The organism is Shimia thalassica, assembly GCF_001458215.1.
Classification (GTDB): Bacteria; Pseudomonadota; Alphaproteobacteria; order Rhodobacterales; family Rhodobacteraceae; genus Shimia; species Shimia thalassica.
The window spans coordinates 192,671-208,814 of sequence record NZ_CYTW01000002.1; the positions used below are offsets into that span (position 1 = coordinate 192,671).

14 protein-coding genes, 1 tRNA gene and 1 pseudogene are annotated in these 16,144 nt (G+C 55.2%); 6 read left to right on the forward strand and 10 right to left on the reverse strand.

The features are described 5' to 3' along the window. The first annotated feature begins 7 nt into the window (after positions 1–7). On the forward strand, positions 8–595 hold the full coding sequence (locus PH7735_RS10845) for a rhodanese-like domain-containing protein (protein WP_058311395.1): 588 nt from the start codon (positions 8–10) through the stop codon (positions 593–595). 18 nt (positions 596–613) lie between these two features. Here PH7735_RS10845 and PH7735_RS10850 read toward each other — a convergent pair whose 3' ends face one another. After that, positions 614–1,117 (reverse strand): HugZ family pyridoxamine 5'-phosphate oxidase, encoded by a 504-nt coding sequence (locus tag PH7735_RS10850; protein ID WP_058311396.1) that lies wholly within the window; start codon positions 1,115–1,117, stop codon positions 614–616. A 99-nt stretch (positions 1,118–1,216) separates the two neighbouring features. Here PH7735_RS10850 and PH7735_RS10855 point away from each other — a divergent pair, with 99 nt between their 5' ends. Continuing rightward, positions 1,217–1,708, forward strand: coding sequence for a hypothetical protein (locus tag PH7735_RS10855; protein ID WP_058311397.1), 492 nt, complete (start codon positions 1,217–1,219; stop codon positions 1,706–1,708). Between the two features lie 9 nt (positions 1,709–1,717). On the opposite strand, the gene uvrB is transcribed toward PH7735_RS10855, so the two are convergent. The 7 genes and pseudogenes from uvrB to PH7735_RS10890 all read right to left on the reverse strand — a co-directional run bounded on the left by uvrB (position 1,718) and on the right by PH7735_RS10890 (position 9,851). Continuing rightward, complete coding sequence (gene uvrB / locus PH7735_RS10860) at positions 1,718–3,901, reverse strand: excinuclease ABC subunit UvrB (RefSeq protein ID WP_058311398.1); 2,184 nt, start codon at positions 3,899–3,901, stop codon at positions 1,718–1,720. A gap of 204 nt (positions 3,902–4,105) precedes the next feature. After that, positions 4,106–4,345 carry a hypothetical protein gene (locus tag PH7735_RS10865; RefSeq protein ID WP_058311399.1) on the reverse strand — a complete coding sequence of 80 codons (240 nt, stop codon included), beginning with the start codon at positions 4,343–4,345 and terminating at the stop codon, positions 4,106–4,108. A 60-nt stretch (positions 4,346–4,405) separates the two neighbouring features. Beyond that, positions 4,406–5,149 (reverse strand): hypothetical protein, encoded by a 744-nt coding sequence (locus PH7735_RS10870; RefSeq protein WP_145865320.1) that lies wholly within the window; start codon positions 5,147–5,149, stop codon positions 4,406–4,408. 37 nt (positions 5,150–5,186) lie between these two features. Then, complete coding sequence (locus PH7735_RS10875) at positions 5,187–6,905, reverse strand: alkaline phosphatase family protein (RefSeq protein WP_233488305.1); 1,719 nt, start codon at positions 6,903–6,905, stop codon at positions 5,187–5,189. A gap of 54 nt (positions 6,906–6,959) precedes the next feature. Next, entirely contained in the window at positions 6,960–7,514 is a 555-nt protein-coding gene (locus PH7735_RS10880) for an HdeD family acid-resistance protein (RefSeq protein WP_158503217.1), read from the reverse strand. Between the two features lie 136 nt (positions 7,515–7,650). Then, entirely contained in the window at positions 7,651–8,160 is a 510-nt protein-coding gene (locus PH7735_RS10885; protein ID WP_058311401.1) for a DUF1269 domain-containing protein, read from the reverse strand. Positions 8,161–8,307: 147 nt separating this feature from the next. Next, a pseudogene (locus tag PH7735_RS10890) lies at positions 8,308–9,851 on the reverse strand (arylsulfatase). 296 nt (positions 9,852–10,147) lie between these two features. Here PH7735_RS10890 and PH7735_RS10895 point away from each other — a divergent pair. After that, the gene (locus tag PH7735_RS10895) at positions 10,148–11,158 is read left to right on the forward strand and encodes a helix-turn-helix transcriptional regulator (RefSeq protein ID WP_058311402.1); all 1,011 of its coding nucleotides are present in this window, start codon (positions 10,148–10,150) and stop codon (positions 11,156–11,158) included. Between the two features lie 33 nt (positions 11,159–11,191). On the opposite strand, the gene PH7735_RS10900 is transcribed toward PH7735_RS10895, so the two are convergent. Further along, positions 11,192–11,269 (reverse strand) — tRNA-Arg (locus PH7735_RS10900). A gap of 283 nt (positions 11,270–11,552) precedes the next feature. Continuing rightward, positions 11,553–12,254: a Crp/Fnr family transcriptional regulator gene (locus PH7735_RS10905; RefSeq protein ID WP_058311403.1), complete on the reverse strand. Its 702-nt coding sequence runs from the start codon at positions 12,252–12,254 to the stop codon at positions 11,553–11,555. 594 nt (positions 12,255–12,848) lie between these two features. On the opposite strand from PH7735_RS10905, the gene napF reads away from it, so the two are divergent. From napF to napA, 3 genes are read left to right on the forward strand one after another with little or no spacing between them, the layout of a single operon-like run. Further along, a complete protein-coding gene (napF, locus tag PH7735_RS10915; protein ID WP_058311405.1) occupies positions 12,849–13,352 on the forward strand; it encodes a ferredoxin-type protein NapF in 504 nt (167 codons plus the stop codon). After that, positions 13,346–13,615, forward strand: coding sequence for a chaperone NapD (locus PH7735_RS10920; protein ID WP_058311406.1), 270 nt, complete (start codon positions 13,346–13,348; stop codon positions 13,613–13,615). The genes napF and PH7735_RS10920 overlap by 7 nt, the downstream gene beginning before the upstream one ends. A 16-nt stretch (positions 13,616–13,631) precedes the next feature. Further along, positions 13,632–16,121: a nitrate reductase catalytic subunit NapA gene (gene napA / locus PH7735_RS10925; protein ID WP_058311407.1), complete on the forward strand. Its 2,490-nt coding sequence runs from the start codon at positions 13,632–13,634 to the stop codon at positions 16,119–16,121. The last annotated feature ends 23 nt before the right edge of the window (positions 16,122–16,144 follow it).

Consider the following 16,144-nt stretch of genomic DNA (forward strand, 5'->3'; position numbering starts at 1 on the left):
GTTTCCCATGAAACGCATTGCTCTAACGTTCGCAGCCGTGCTGGCTGCTGCACCTGTTGTCGCGGAAGAAGGCGAAGTCGGCATTCGGCCGGATATCCTGTCTGTCACCGTCCAGACCGAAAGCGGCCCCATCGAGATCGAGCGCATTCAGGACACGGAGAACCGCATTCAAGGCGATTGGGCCAAGACATCGCGCAACTGTCCGAACTTTTGTGTTCAGCCCATGTCACCGGCCCCCGGCGTGACGACCATCGGAGAGTTGGAACTGCTTGCCCTGTTGCAGGATGAAGATGCCGTTGTCGTCGACAGCCGTGTGGCACGCTGGTTCGATGATGGCGCAATTCCGGGCGCGGTGCATATCCCCTATACAGAAGCGGCGGACCGTCTGGATGAACTCGGCTGTGAGATCGATTTCGAAGGTTTCGACTGTGCGAATGCCAAACCCGTCGCCCTCTACTGCAATGGCAACTGGTGTGGTCAATCCCCCACTGCGATACGACGGATGATCGAAGCAGGCTATCCTGCGGAAAAGATCTATTACTACCGTGGCGGAATGCAGGCTTGGCGGATGCTGGGGCTGACTGTAACCCAGTAATAGCCAAACCTGTCTAGGTTATGGCGTCGGGTGTGCAGGGGCGAAATCGCTTGCAGCAAAGACATATGCCTTGCCAAACCCGCCATTCATAAACCCTTGGGTGATTTCGAAACGAACAAACTGAAAGTCGGCAAAGTCGACATACAGTTTTGCCTTTGGTCGGGCCGCCAGATAATGCGACCGCATTTCGGTGTGGGCGGCCCCGTCTCGGTCGAGGAAAACAGCGCGGCACTGCAAAGTCAGTCTTGGATGCGTCAGCGGATCACCTTTGGCACCCGGTTCACCCAGCAAAAGCGAGCAACGCGGATCAGACCGCAACGCAGCCGTATGGCCGGACAAGGAAGATATGAGGGTCACCGGTGAACCATCAGGAGCAGGGGCCACAGCGATGCGCGTGACGGATGGCCCAGAGGTGACAGGATCAAGAACGCCCAAAGCAGCAAAGGCTGCATTTTCGATGAGATCACGAGCCTGCGAGACCGCTGCTTCATCTGTGGGGCGTAACGTGTTGTCTTTCGCCATGGTTGTCGCCTTTTAAAAAGTTTTCGGCGCGGTATCCTAAGTTCCCTAGCTTCGTCATCCCTACCTACATCATGCATCGTAGGAGAGAAAAGGGATCAAATGACTGTTGGGCTGCTCATAGGCGCATGTTGCGTCGTGTTGGTTCTTGGCTTTGTTCTTTTCATGTCCGTTACCAACCGTCGGTCCACATTTGCCCGCAAGGGGGCGTGGACCCGATTTTGTGCCGTGGGCAGGGACTGTCAGCTGTCGGAAGAGGCGGGCCAATTCGTTGTCACCGCCTTTGATAGCAACGAAAATATCCTGTGCCGTCGCCGATTTGCGGATCGCAACCAGACCATCAGCTTTGCGCAATTTCTTTTCGGGCAGTCACGTCTTGGGGATGTGACGCGCCACGAAGACAGCCAGACAAACCTCGTTTTGGTCTGCAAAAGCCAGCGAGGCCGGAAAAAACAGCAGGCCACGCGGGTAGAAATAACCGCAAAGAAGTGGCGTCCGGCAAAAGCCACGCTTTGGGTTGTGAAACCCTCAAGCGCGCGTGGCCTTGAACGACTTCCGCCTCAGATCATCAAGAAACCGCAATCAAGGCGGTGACCCAATCGGTTAACGTCCCCTGCGTTTGACGTTGCCGCCGCGTTGCCCCGAGCGGCCCGCGGTTGAACGTCCGCGCGCCTTTACGGCGGCTTCGCCCGCAGCCTGAACAGCGTATTGTCGTGCCATCGGATCGTCCGCAACAGCCAGATCAACGGCCTCAAGACGCTTGACCTCGTCCCGCAGGCGGGCGGCCTCTTCAAACTCAAGGTTTTCGGCGGCCTTGCGCATGTCGGCGCGCAACCCGTCCAGAACAGCCTCGAGATTGGCACCGTGCATCTGTTTGTCGACCTTGGCAGTGACACGATTCATGTCGACATCGCCATCATAGAGCCCTGCCAGAACATCCTCGACGTTCTTTTTCACCGTGGCCGGCGTGATGCCGTGTTCGGTGTTATAGGCAATCTGTCGGTCGCGGCGTCGATCGGTTTCGCCAATCGCGCGTTCCATCGATCCGGTGATCCGGTCGGCATACATGATGACACGGCCTTCGGCGTTCCGCGCCGCCCGTCCGATGGTCTGGATCAGGGATGTTTCCGAGCGCAGGAAGCCCTCTTTGTCCGCGTCCAGAATGGCAACAAGCCCACATTCAGGAATATCGAGCCCCTCTCGCAGGAGGTTGATGCCGATCAGCACGTCAAACGCCCCAAGCCGGAGGTCCCGAAGAATTTCGATGCGCTCGAGGGTATCAATATCGCTATGCATATAGCGCACCTTGATGCCCTGTTCGTGCAGGTATTCGGTCAGATCCTCGGCCATGCGTTTGGTCAGCGTCGTGACAAGGGTTCGGAACCCCTGATCCGCCATTTTTCGCACCTCGTCCAACAGGTCATCAACCTGCATTTCAACCGGCCTGATCTCGATCTGGGGATCGAGTAGGCCTGTCGGGCGAATGACCTGTTCGGTAAAGACGCCGCCGGACTGTTCAAGTTCCCAAGCCGCAGGTGTCGCCGAGACAAAGACTGACTGAGAGCGCATGGCGTCCCATTCCTCGAATTTGAGAGGGCGGTTGTCCATGCATGAGGGCAGGCGGAACCCGTGTTCTGCCAATGTGAATTTGCGGCGATAGTCGCCTTTGTACATGCCGCCAATCTGGGGCACGGAAACGTGGGATTCATCGGCAAAAACGATGGCGTTGTCGGGGATGAATTCAAACAGGGTGGGGGGCGGTTCCCCCGGTGCACGGCCCGTGAGGTATCGTGAATAGTTCTCGATCCCGTTGCAGTGGCCCGTTGCCTCCAGCATTTCGATATCAAAATTACAGCGCTGCTCAAGCCGTTGTGCCTCGAGAAGTTTACCTTCGCCGACAAGCACATCAAGGCGCTGTCGCAACTCTTCCTTGATCGACACAACCGCCTGTTTCAACGTCGGTTTTGGCGTCACATAGTGCGAGTTCGCATAGACGCGGATCCGGTCCATGCTACCTGTACGCTCGCCCGTCAGGGGGTCGAATTCTGTAATCGCTTCCAGTTCTTCCCCAAAGAACGACAGCTTCCATGCGCGATCCTCAAGGTGGGCCGGGAAAATCTCGAGACTGTCGCCCCGCACACGGAACGAGCCACGCTGGAAGGCCTGATCGTTGCGGCGGTATTGTTGTCCGACCAGCTCGCCCATGACCTCGCGTTGATCGTATTCCTTGCCAACCTCCAAATCCAAGGTCATCGCCGAATAGGTTTCAACCGAACCGATGCCGTATATACAGGAAACAGATGCCACGATAATGACGTCATCGCGTTCCAACAGTGCTCGCGTTGCCGAGTGGCGCATCCGGTCGATCTGTTCGTTGATTTGGGATTCTTTCTCGATATAGGTGTCGCTGCGCGCGACATAGGCCTCGGGTTGGTAATAGTCATAAAACGAAACGAAATATTCGACCGAGTTGTCCGGAAAGAAGCCTTTCATTTCACCATAAAGCTGCGCGGCAAGCGTTTTATTGGGCGCAAGGATAATAGCGGGGCGCTGGGTCTCTTCGATCACCTTTGCCATGGTAAAGGTTTTGCCTGTGCCGGTGGCCCCCAACAGAACCTGATTGCGTTCGCCTTCGTTGATTGCCGCCGCTATTTCGGCAATCGCCGTCGGTTGATCGCCTGCCGGTGAAAACTCGGTCGCCATGACAAAGCTTTTGCCACCCTCGAGCTTTTCAAGAGCAGCAGGCGACGACTTGGCCGGAGAACTATCGGAGTTGGCGTAGGGCATCACGGTTTCCTTTGATTCCCCTATATTTTGATCTCTTTTTGTTCTCTTTCAACCCCTGTTCAGCTTTCGCGGCTTGAGACGAGGTGGAAATACAGCCCAATGGGCCCCTGGCCCTGAGCAAAGGGGAGAAGTTCATTGGTTCGCGAGGCGACCTCATCGTCGAAGAAGCCGTGAAGCATCGCCGCCTGAAATCAGGTCCGGCAGTTAGCCGGTTACCTTCTTGGCGTTGTCGTAAGCGGCCTTCATTTTGAGGCCAAGTTCACGCGCGGCTTCGCCAACTTCGTCAGCAGTTTGATCAAACTGGGATTTTGAAAGGAACTTGTCCCATTCAGATACAAGTGCATCCCATTCCTCCTCTGCTTCCATTGATCCGAGGTGCAATTGAAGTTTGATTTCGTCTCGCTTTTGTTGAAGTTCAGCCATCATGCTTTTTAGATCTGCCATGTCTTTTCCTTTCGTTGGAGTTGGTCGGCGCGCCATTTCCTGCGCCTCATATCCGTGGGATCATAGGAACTGCATGTTAAGTGCCATGTAGATTTGCCACTTGGGTTGCCCTGCGCCTTTGTGGAAAACCGAATACTGCGGCTCTACGAAAAAGTTGTAGACCGTGTTGCCGCGCTTGGTGACTTTCCCAAGGCGAATACCTATAGGCACCGAATAGCTGTCATTGGCAAAATTATAGGTCCAGATCGGCGCGCCACCCGTATAGTAGCCATTGCCAAGCTGATAAAAAACAAAGGGCTGAAAGGCGCCAAGGTTGGCACGGGTTCGCCCGTTGGTATCGCCAACGCCTCCGCGCCAAGTCAGAAGATAGCCGTACTGAAACACAGGGGATGTTGCGTTGAAGTACACATTGGCAATGCCAAGCTGCCACTGATCTGCGCCCAGCCGGTCATCCGTTGCGGTGGGGGCGACCACTTGGGGACCAAAGGCAAAGCTGACTGCAGGGTTGCCGGTATCTATCTGGTAGGCGGCGAAAATATCGAAATCGCCGATACCGCTTACCGTCTGTCCACCTGTGCCGACAGGAAGAGAATTGTACGGCAATGAGGCCCGTATCAGCCAGTTAGTGTCCCCGATCGAGACCGGTTTGGCATAGCGCAGAACGAACTGATTGCCTGTTGAATCACCGGGGCCCGTCAATTCACCGAAATAGTAGTTCTGGATGTTAAAGGCCGTGATGTCTGCCAGTGGGTTGTTGGCCTGTGCCGCATCAGATTGTGCAAAACAGATGTGCTGGTGACGCACAAAGCGGCGATCTGAGCGAAGCGTTTGAGAAACGATTTCATGGCTTGTCCTTTGTTACTGGCATCGCCTCTGGCAAAGGCACACCCACCGCCCCCGAAGGTGCTTTGGTACCAAGAAGAGACGCAATCGTGGGCGCGACGTCGACCGTTTCGACGCGTCGCACCACGGTTTGAGGAGCGATATTCGAACCGGAAAAAATCAGGGGAACATGTGTGTCGTATGTCCAAGGCGAGCCATGCGCGGATGCAACATGCAGCCCGTCAAAATCGGCCACAAACCAATGCGGTTCAAACACAACGTAGATGTCTCCGGAACGGTCCGGATTGAAGTTTGCCAGGACCGCATCGCTTATCCTGGTTTTGGCGAATGACCCGCGCCGCAAATCCGAACTGCCGATGGCATAGGCAATGCCCGGAAGCTTTTGAAGTTCCTCGGCGACGGCATGTTCAACGGCCAGAGGGTCCAGACCGCGCTCGGAAATGAGGTCTTTGTTCAAATAGAGGTAGGGGTTGGAAAAGTTCTGAACCAGATCAGCGGATTCACCAAAATCCGTTTGCAGCCGGACAAATCCCGGTTCCGTATCGACACGGCTGAAGTCGAACAAACCCGCTTCTATCCCCAAGGTGGCAAGATACTCCGGATGCTCGGGGGCGCCGTGATCTGCCGATAACACGATCAACGTGTTTTCAAGACCAACAGCCGTCTGAACATGTTTCAACAGATCGGCAATTTGTCTGTCCAGTCGTGCAAAGTTGTCTTCTGCTTCAAGGCTCGAAGGACCAAAGATATGTCCGACATAGTCCGTGGATGACAGGCTGACGGACAGGTAGTCTGTGATCTCATCTTTGCCCAGTTGTTCTGCGTCCAAAAGGGCCTTGGCAAAATCGACGGTGATTTCATCCCCCGCCGGGCTAAGCGTCAGGAACGTTGTATAGTATTTACCGTCCGCAGCCCCCCAGTGGTGCGGGAAGACCCGCCCAAACCCGGGCATATCTGTTTCCCAAGGCTGATCATCGCGGTCGCCAAAGGCATAGTCCTCAGCCTCTCCCAGAAGGGTCCAGGATCGGTCGGCATAAGATGCCACCATGCCTTTTTCGTCCCACTTGCCGACCCACGCGGGGTAGGTATCGCGATAAAACGTGCTTGTTACGAACCGGCCTTCCGCCTTTGAAAACCAGTAGGCTTCACCGGCGTGTCCTGCCATTGCGATTGCTCCGCGATCCTTGACCGAAACGCCGAATATCTTTGATGACGGGCCAAAGTGCAGGGCAATTTCATCAGAGATCGTTGAGCTGATGATGTTGCGTGGTGACCGCCCGTCAGTTGTGGCCGCGCGTTGGGTCGGGTCGATTTCGTTTTCCGCATCAATTCCGGACGCCCCTACCAAAGGATAATCAGGGTCCTGCACGTTATAGAATGGCGTGCCTGTTTTCCGGTCGAACCAAAGGTTGGCGACCATGCCATGGATGGCGGGGTCCGTGCCGGTCGCGAGGGTCGTGTGGCCGACAATTGTTTCGGTATTGGCATGGCGGTGATGGGCGTTTGTGAAGGTCACACCAGTGTCCAGCAAATAGCGAAAACCGCCTTCTGCGATGTGGGTGCCGTATCTGTGGATCAGGTCTCCTCGTAACTGATCGACTGTAATCTGAAGAACCAGCCGTGGCTTGTCCTGCGCGCTTGAGACTGAGGGAATAGCCAAGCCCAGCCCAACAGCAGCCCATTTGACTAGCATTGAAATCGTCTTTGGCTCGGTCATGTCTCTTTTCCTTCTGGCGGCTTAACGTGTGTTCGACCTTAATGTAGCGCAGTTTCAGACCGCGACCGACACCTCGTTCTTCAAGCCATAGGCAAAGCGGACATATCCCGCGCCTTCACCGATCAGCGAAACACCTGCCACAATCCCCAACAGCATGACGCTCACTTCGGGGTACATCGCCAAAAGATATCCCGATGCCAGCACGGACAGGCAGCCCACGAAAATGACCCAGCCCGATCCTGCATCCGGCCGCGCCATCACGCCCACTACGATACGGACCAAGCCGTTCACAAAAATCGCAACGATCAGAACCAGCGTCAGCGCCACAAGCCCTTCGAGCGGGCGGAACATCAGCAACAGCCCTGCAAACAGGTTGAAGCCACCAAGGATCGGATAGATGAGCCGTGCAGTCCAGCCGTCTTTGGTTGTGAAAACCTGAAACAGCGTCACGACGCCCCCCACCGCAAAGACAATTCCCACCACGTATTCAATGGCCAGTGATACCAGAACAGGGGCAAACAGGGCGCATGCGCCACCAATCATCAAGCCGATCCCGAGTGCAAGAAACCATCCCCAGTTTTCCTGCAGTTTGTTTTCCGAGTTTCCCATACCGAATGTATCTTTCTTTATCTGGATTGCGCCGCCCGACCTTGAGGCGGTTTTTGGGTGTGTCAGTCCGACACGTCGCGAGCGTTGCCATTCCAGCAGCCCGAAGCTTGGCCGCCGGAATCCCTCGTTTTTTTGGTTAACTTCCCGACAAAACAGCGCGCAGTTCTTGTTCATCGCTGACAGACAAAGAAGTCTCGATGACTTCGCCTTTCATGCCTTCGAGTTCGCCAAGCAACTTTGTGGGGCGGTTTGACCATCCAATAACAGCCAATGCCGAAGAGTCTGGCCCCATCTTTGCACCGACACGCGCGGCCAGAGCATCTTCTTCATCTGCCTGATCCAGCATGCCCGCCAGTGTTCCCGAGCCGGCACCAACAGCTGACCCCGCAATGAACCCAGCCGCCGGATTGCCCGCCATGGCACCGATCAGCGTTCCTGTCATCGCACCAAGGGACGTGCCCCCGAGGAAACCTGCGGCGGTGAGGGTGTCAGAGTTGCGGGTCCGCACAACACCGTTTTTGTCACGGGTCATCACGACGACTTCGTCGAGATCGACCTCCCAATCCATGCTCATCTTCTGAAGACGCAAAAGCGCCTCGTCTGCCGTGTGACGGCCTTCAAATACAATTACAACCAGATCACTCATAGTCTCTCTCTCCCTGTTCGAAATGTGTTCCATTGTCTTGCAACGGCTCTCGAAAACGCTCCGTTGCGCCCAACGTTTTCTTCGGGTTTGACGCCATGTGCGCTGTCTTTCGAGAACCGCACATGACGTCTGTTTTCAAACCCGGAATTACTTGCTTCCGTTGTTTGCTTCCATCAGCTCCATCACCTGATCGATCGAGAAGCTTGCAGGTTTCTGGCGTGGTGGGAATTCCTGGAATGTCGCAAGGAACTGCCCCACGTATTTCTGTGCAGGCACGAGGAAATAGATCCGGTCGATCATCCAGTCGTAGTAGGTATTGGACGTCAGATGCGCCTGCTCATACGGGTCACTACGCAGGTTGGTGATCAAAGGAACGCGCAGGGCAGTCCAATGCTCGATCCATGCGCGCAGGGTTGAAACGGCTTTCTGCTCAAGGAAGATCAGTTTCCAATCGTCATAGCGCAGAGCCGTCAGTTCGCCGGTATCCGCGAAATAGAAAATCTCGTGGCGCGGTCCGTCTTTGGTCTCACCGGTCAGAATGGGCAGGAAGTTGTAGCCGTCCAGATGCACCTTGTATTCGCGACCAATCGCCTGAATGCCGCCCGCTTTCACTGTTCCTTGATATCCGGATTGCCAGCGGCTGCAAGGAATGTCGGCAACCAGTCCATGTGGTGCATGATTTCGTTAGAGACCGAGTCCGCCTCGATCTTGCCTGGCCAACGCACGAGCGAAGGCACACGCCATCCACCTTCCCAGTTGGTGTTCTTTTCACTGTAGAACGGGTTGGAACCAGCATCCGGCCACGTGTTTTTGTGGGGGCCATTGTCCGTTGAGTAGTGCACGATTGTATTGTCCGCGATGCCCAGCTCGTCCAGCACATCCAGAAGTTGGCCAACGTGCATGTCGTGTTCGACCATACCGTCGCCATACTCGTCTTGACCCGAGATGCCGAAATGTTCGTCTTTTACGTGCGTGCGAAAGTGCATCCGTGTGCCGTTCCACCAAACGTAGAAGGGTATGCCTTGATCGTTGGCGCGCTTGATAAAGTCGATGGCAGCCGCCACGGTTTCATCATCGACGGTCTCCATGCGCTTTTTCGTAAGCGGACCAGTGTCTTCAATGGCTCCGTCGGCTGACGACTTGATCACACCACGCGGGCCAAAGGCTTCGCGGAATGTTTGCCCGTCCGCCAGAACAGCAACACCGGGATAGTCGCGGTTTTCAGGCTCTTCTTCTGCGTTCAGGTGGTAAAGATTGCCAAAGAACTCATCAAAACCGTGGTTCGTCGGCAGCATCCGGTCCTGATCGCCCAAGTGGTTCTTGCCGAATTGGCCGGTCATATACCCCAAAGGTTTCAGAAGACCCGCGATTGTCAGATCTTCTTCCTGCATGCCAAGATCCGCCCCGGGCAGGCCAACCACGGACAGACCCGTGCGATAGACAGATTGGCCCATGATGTAGGACGAACGACCGGCCTTACATGACTGCTCACCATAATAGTCGGTGAACATCATGCCTTCGTCCGCGACCCGGTCAATGTTGGGCGTTTCATAGCCCATGAGACCCCGCGTATAGGCCGAGATATTGGATTGCCCGATATCGTCGCCCCAGATTACCAGAATGTTTGGTTTCTCTTGCGCCGAAACAGGCGCTCCTCCGAAAAAGACCGCGGCGGATAAAGCACCCAACATCGCTGTCTTTGTTAGGCTAAACCTCTGTTTTATGTGCGCTCCCAAATTTCTCAAAATCACCCCATCCGTCTTTCGACTGATGGCATCGCGAAAAAACCGAAGTCGTCGCGAAGACTTGAGATTTTAGGGACCGTTCGCGCCCTTCATGTCGGCAAACACGAATCTAAGTCCGATAGGATACCCAGTACGGCTATTTCCACATCGAGAAGAGCTATGACACGGCAAGCCGAAGGCGTTGGTACCGATCGAAAGCCATATTGTCGTCTCGGGGAATGAGTGTTTCCGCCGAGAAGTTCATGACCCGAGCGGGCACATTCCATGGGCCAACGTTGCTGCTGTCCGACAGCAAACAGGGGTTTCACAAAACCCATTTGACCCTCGACCTTTCTGCCGACGCTGAAGAAATTATTGATGTTTCGAGCTACCTGAAAGGTTTGAGGAAAATATCGCGACTGGCGGGTGATGATGATTTCTTCGTTTGGGCGGGGTTTAACCAAAAGCTTGAGGATCTTGGTTTTTTTGGTCGGGCGGCCGTTTCTGCAGATACACTTTGGGACGCTTTCCAGATCACGAAATCAGCGCTTGATTACATCCAGAGCGAGTCAGAGCTGGTGATCAGGGTCTATAGCGGACGCTGCCACATCTGGTATTTCGAACCGTTCAATGCCCATGAAGGGGCGCATGATGTGCAATACACCATTGGCCTATTGGCCAATGTCGTGTGCCGTGCAAAGAACGAGTGGGACCCTGACATCAAGATCGCCTATCCCAACGGATCCCTGACGCATTTTCCGGCGGGTTCGCCAATCGCAGAGGTGCGCAACTCGAAACAGGGCTACATTTCTTTTGACGACAGGTTGCTAAAGTCAGGCAAGGTCGGAACGGATGTCCTTCGGGCCGAGGTGTTATCGCGCTATCTGGATGCCAAGTTCATTCGCAGGGATCAGAATTTGGCCGACCTGAAGCCGTTGACCAAAGATGTCGTCGCGGGGCTTGTGCGTGCGTCGTTCGGTGTCGCACCGTGGACGCTGGCCAATACCTCTCAGGCGCTACAAACGCATGCAAGGACGATTCAACTTCGATTGAAGGCAGAAGGAACACCCTTTCGGGAAATCGTACAAACCGAACGTCACAACATGTCCAAACGTCTTTTGTTGGTTGGGAAAGGCATCGAAGAAACCGCAGAGGCGCTTGGCTTTGATCACCGGCAAAGCTTTTCCGAGGCGTTTTCAGGCTGGGAGGGCATATCCCCGTCTGCCTTTGTGAAAGCCCATGCGACGCAAAAAGCGGAAAAGACGGGTCTGTAATTTGGCCTTTCTCGGCGCATATTTTGGTGAATTTGGCGAGCCGTGGAGGACTCGAACCCCCGACCTGAGAATTAGAAGTTCCCTGCTCTAATCCAGCTGAGCTAACGGCCCGCACATGACGCGGGTGTATCAGGCAATTCTTGCACCTTGTCAACTTAGTAGAGAGGGGGAATGCCTTTCTAAAACACCGTAATCTGTTTCAACCGGATTCTTGCCTGTGGCAGGTCTTGGGGCGGCGTTTTTCGGCGCAAGTGTAAAGAGAGCTTCGCTAGCCGTGAAGGGTCACTCGTTTGGTTATTCGATGAACCGCGCTACCCAAGGAATGCCTAGAAAATTTCTGGTATTTTAGTACATGAGAACCAGCGGTTTCATGTCCCGATTGCGAACTTCGCGGTTACGCCACGTTCGCAGCGTGGGCGAGTTTTTTGAGCCTGGCGATATCGAGAACACATATTCGTTTGTTTTGACTGACCAGAACGCCATCGGTCTGCCAAACTGACAAAAGGCGGCTTACGGTATGCAGGGTCGAGCCTGTCATTTCCGAAATTTCGCGGCGGGTCAGGGGGAACTCAATCTGAAGACCGCTTGCCGTTTGCTTGCCGCTCTGGTTGGCGATCGTCAACAAAGCGCAGGCGACACGTTGTTCCACGCGCTGTGTTGCCAACTCCATCACTCTGCGGCTGACCTCTTCGAGGCGCGCGCCAACAATCTTGTAAGTTTCAGTGGCAAACCCCGGATAGGTGTCTGCGAATTTGGTCCAGAGGCGCATTGGCCATTCCAGCGCAACACAGTCTGATGCGGCCACGGCCGTCGCCGGATAGGTCTCTTTTCCCAATGCCGCAGCGATCCCGAACAGCTGCCCCGGTGGGATATGAAGCGGGATCACGCGGTCTCCGTCCTGTGTCAGGCGTTCAACACGCACATATCCGTCCAGTAATAGATAGAAAGTTGTGGCGTTGTCGCCTTCACGGAACACCGATGCGCCCCGTGGCACAAGCCGCGTGCGCGACTGGTTCAGGATGTCACGAATGTCTTCCCCGCTCAGAAGGCTGAACGGTGGCAGATGGGCAAGCAATGAATCGTCCAGATCGTGCATCAAATCTCGTCAAAGTTTGTGGAAACGCAAACTTGCCTTTTCACGCTAGCGGTATCTCTGGGCGGGAACAATACCAGGTCCGAGTCTCTCGGGCCTGGCCAAAGAAAAGGCAAAGACCGTGACATCGCTACACCTCAACCATTCTGGAACCGGTTTCGGAGGGACGGACAGACGTCGGCCGATCGGGTTTTCCATGGTTAATTGTGAGGCGGCAAAGCAGGGCAACATGCCCTTTTCCCACGTTCTGAAACTGGCTCTTGCCGGTGTTGCTCATGCCAAATGCGTCCGAGACGTCGCTTTTTTCGCTCAGACAGGAAATAAATATTCTGGATGCGGTTTTGACTTTTGGGTCCGTAAGTCCGTGTCGAAAATGCACCTTTCTGGGCCGGTTTTGTCGCATTGGATCAGGCGTTTACATATTGATGCAATTTTAGGCATATGTGGAAATATATGCAATAAATCAAATGTTTATTTGCCTGTCGATTTTGGCTTTCCCCAAAAAAACATGACCCAGATCAAGTTGCCTGAGTGTTATCGTGATTTATCCAAAGTGGATCTGATCAGCGAGCCAATGCACCGTTTCGGGAGGACTGCATGAGCCATCAAACGTCACGGCGCCACTTTTTGAGAGGTGGTTTCAATCGTCCAGCGGTGATGCGTCCCTTGGGGGCATTGGCGCCCATGACCTTCGAAGACACCTGCACAAAATGTGGAGATTGCGCCCGCGCATGTCCCGAAGGGATTATCTTTCGGGACGACGAAGGGTTTCCCGTCGTCAACCTGCGGCGCGGTGAATGCACGTTCTGTAACGCTTGTGTTGAAGCCTGTGAACCTGCAGCACTTGTTGCAGGGACGACATGGGACTGGCGGGCAGGGGCCACCGATCAATGCCTGTCAAAAACGGGCGTGCAATGTCGCACCTGCGAAGATCACTGCGATGCCCGTGCCATCCGGTTCAAACTTCTGGTTGGCGGGCGGTCAGAGCCGGTTTTTGACCGGGATGCCTGCACCGGATGTGGCGCCTGCGCCGCGCCGTGCCCGGTAAACGCCATCCACTTTACCCACATCAGCCAGCCCCAGGAGGACAGCACATGTTGAACATCTGCGGATGTCTCGTCCACACGATGCCGGAAATGTCCGAGAGCGTCATTTCTGCGATCAATGCCTTTGAGGGCGGTGAAGTTCATGCGCATGAAAACGGCCGCATCGTCATCACCGTTGAAGACACATCAACCCGGCGCGCTTCGGAACAGATCATGGATATGCACCAGATCCCGGGCGTTCTGACCATCACCCTGACTTATCACCATTTCGAGGAGCTGGACGGAAACGCCGAAGCCCTCGTTGAAACAGTTCACTGAACGGGAGCTTCTAGCCATGACACTGCCATCTTCCCGCCGCTCATTCCTCAAGGCCACTGCCGCCGCGGCCACCGCCTCAGCGGCAGGCATAACCTTGCCAAACGCAGCGGCTGCACAACTGGACGGTCCTGATATTCGCTGGGACAAAGCCGCCTGCCGGTTCTGTGGAACAGGGTGTTCCGTTCTTGTCGGCGTCAAAGACGGCCGTGTTGTTGCGACACAGGGCGACCCCAAGGCACCGGTGAACCGCGGCCTGAACTGTATCAAAGGGTATTTCCTGTCCAAGATCATGTACGGCAAGGACCGTCTGACCCAGCCTTTGCTGCGCAAGTCGAACGGCGTTTATGACAAGAACGGTGACTTTGAACCCGTCAGCTGGGACGAAGCCTTTGATGTCATGGCCGACAAATGGAAAGCTTCGATCAAGGAAAAGGGTCCGACCTCGGTTTCCATTTTCGGGTCCGGTCAATGGACCGTCTGGGAAGGCTATGCCGCCGCCAAGTTCATGAAAGCAGGCCTGCGGTCAAACAACATCGACCCGAACGCGCGTCACTGTATGGCCTCGGCTGTGGTTGGCTTCATGCGTACCTTTGGTATCGACGAGCCGATGGGCTGTTACGATGACTTCGAACACGCAGATACATTCGTTCTGTGGGGGTCAAACATGGCCGAGATGCACCCGATCCTGTGGTCGCGTCTGACGGATACCCGCCTGACCAAACCGGGCGCCGAGGTGCATGTTCTGTCGACCTTTGAACACCGGTCTTTCGAACTGGCGGATAACGGATTGATCTTTGCACCCCAGACCGATCTGGCGATCCTGAACTATATCGCGAACTACATCATCCAGAACGATGCCGTGAACTGGGACTTCGTGAACAAGAACGTCAACTTCACGAAAACCGCGACAGATATCGGCTACGGTCTGCGGGACGAGCATCCGTTGCAAACATCAGCCGAAAATCCGAATTCCGGCAAGCTCGAGAAGATCGATTTCGAAGCCTACAAAGAGTACGTCGCACCCTATACGCTCGAATATGCGTCCGAGCTGTCCGGCGTGCCCGAGGCCAACCTCTTGCGACTGGCGCAGCAATATGCCGATCCGAACCGCAAGATCATGTCCCTGTGGACCATGGGCTTTAACCAGCACACCCGCGGATCATGGGTGAATTCGTTGATGTACAACGTGCACCTGCTGGTTGGTAAAATCTCCGAGCCGGGCAACTCGCCTTTCTCGCTGACTGGACAGCCTTCGGCCTGTGGTACCGCCCGCGAAGTTGGCACTTTTGCCCACCGCTTGCCTGCCGACATGGTGGTCATGAATGAAGCGCACCGCGACTTTGCCGAGGACAAATGGGACCTGCCCAAAGGGACCATTCCGCCAAAGCCCGGCTTCCACGCAGTGTTGCAACACCGGATGCTGAAGGATGGCGTGCTGAACTGTCACTGGGTGCAATGCAACAACAACATGCAAGCCGCGCCGAACATGAACGAAGAAGGTCTGCCGGGGTATCGTAATCCGGACAACTTCATCACCGTGTCCGATCCCTATCCGACCGTGACAGCGATGGCTGCCGATCTGATCCTGCCCACCGCCATGTGGGTCGAGAAAGAAGGCGCCTATGGCAATGCTGAGCGCCGCACACAATTCTGGCGTCAGCAGGTCGATGCACCCGGCGAGGCCAAGTCGGATCTCTGGCAGATCATGGAATTCGCCAAGCGCTTTACGGTCGAGGATGTCTGGCCGGAAGAGTTGATCGCGCAAAAGCCCGAGTATCGCGGCAAGACCGTGTACGAAGTGCTGTATGAAAACGACAAGGTCAACAAATACCCGCTGAGCGAGACCGCAGAAGGCTTTAACAACGAAGAAGCCAAACACTTTGGATACTACGTTCAAAAGGGCCTGTTCGAAGAATATGCGTCCTTTGGACGTGGCAAGGCGCACGATCTGGCCGACTTTGACACTTATCATCAGGCACGGGGGCTGCGTTGGCCGGTCGTGGACGGCAAAGAGACACTTTACCGGTTCCGCGAAGGCTATGACCCCTATGTAAAAGAAGGCGAAGGCGTCAAATTCTATGGCAAGCCCGACGGCAAGGCGAACATCATCTTTGCGCCGTATGAGCCTGCCGCAGAAGAGCCCGATGACGAATTCAACCTCTGGCTGGTGACTGGCCGTGTGCTTGAGCATTGGCATTCCGGTTCTATGACCCGTCGTGTTCCCGAACTGCACAGGTCTTATCCTGCTGCCGTGATCTATATGCACCCTGAGGATGCCAAAGAGCGTGATCTGCGTCGTGGTCAGGAGATCGAGATTTCCACCCGTCGCGGGTCGGTGCTTAGCCGGGTTGAAACGCGCGGTCGCAACAAGATGCCCAGAGGTGTCGTGTTTATGCCGTGGTTCGACGAAGGCCAGCTGACCAACAAACTGACGTTGGATGCGACCTGTCCGTTGTCCAAGGAAACGGATTTCAAGAAGTGCGCCTGCAAGATCGAACGCGCGTAACCTGAGCACATAGGAACAAGACG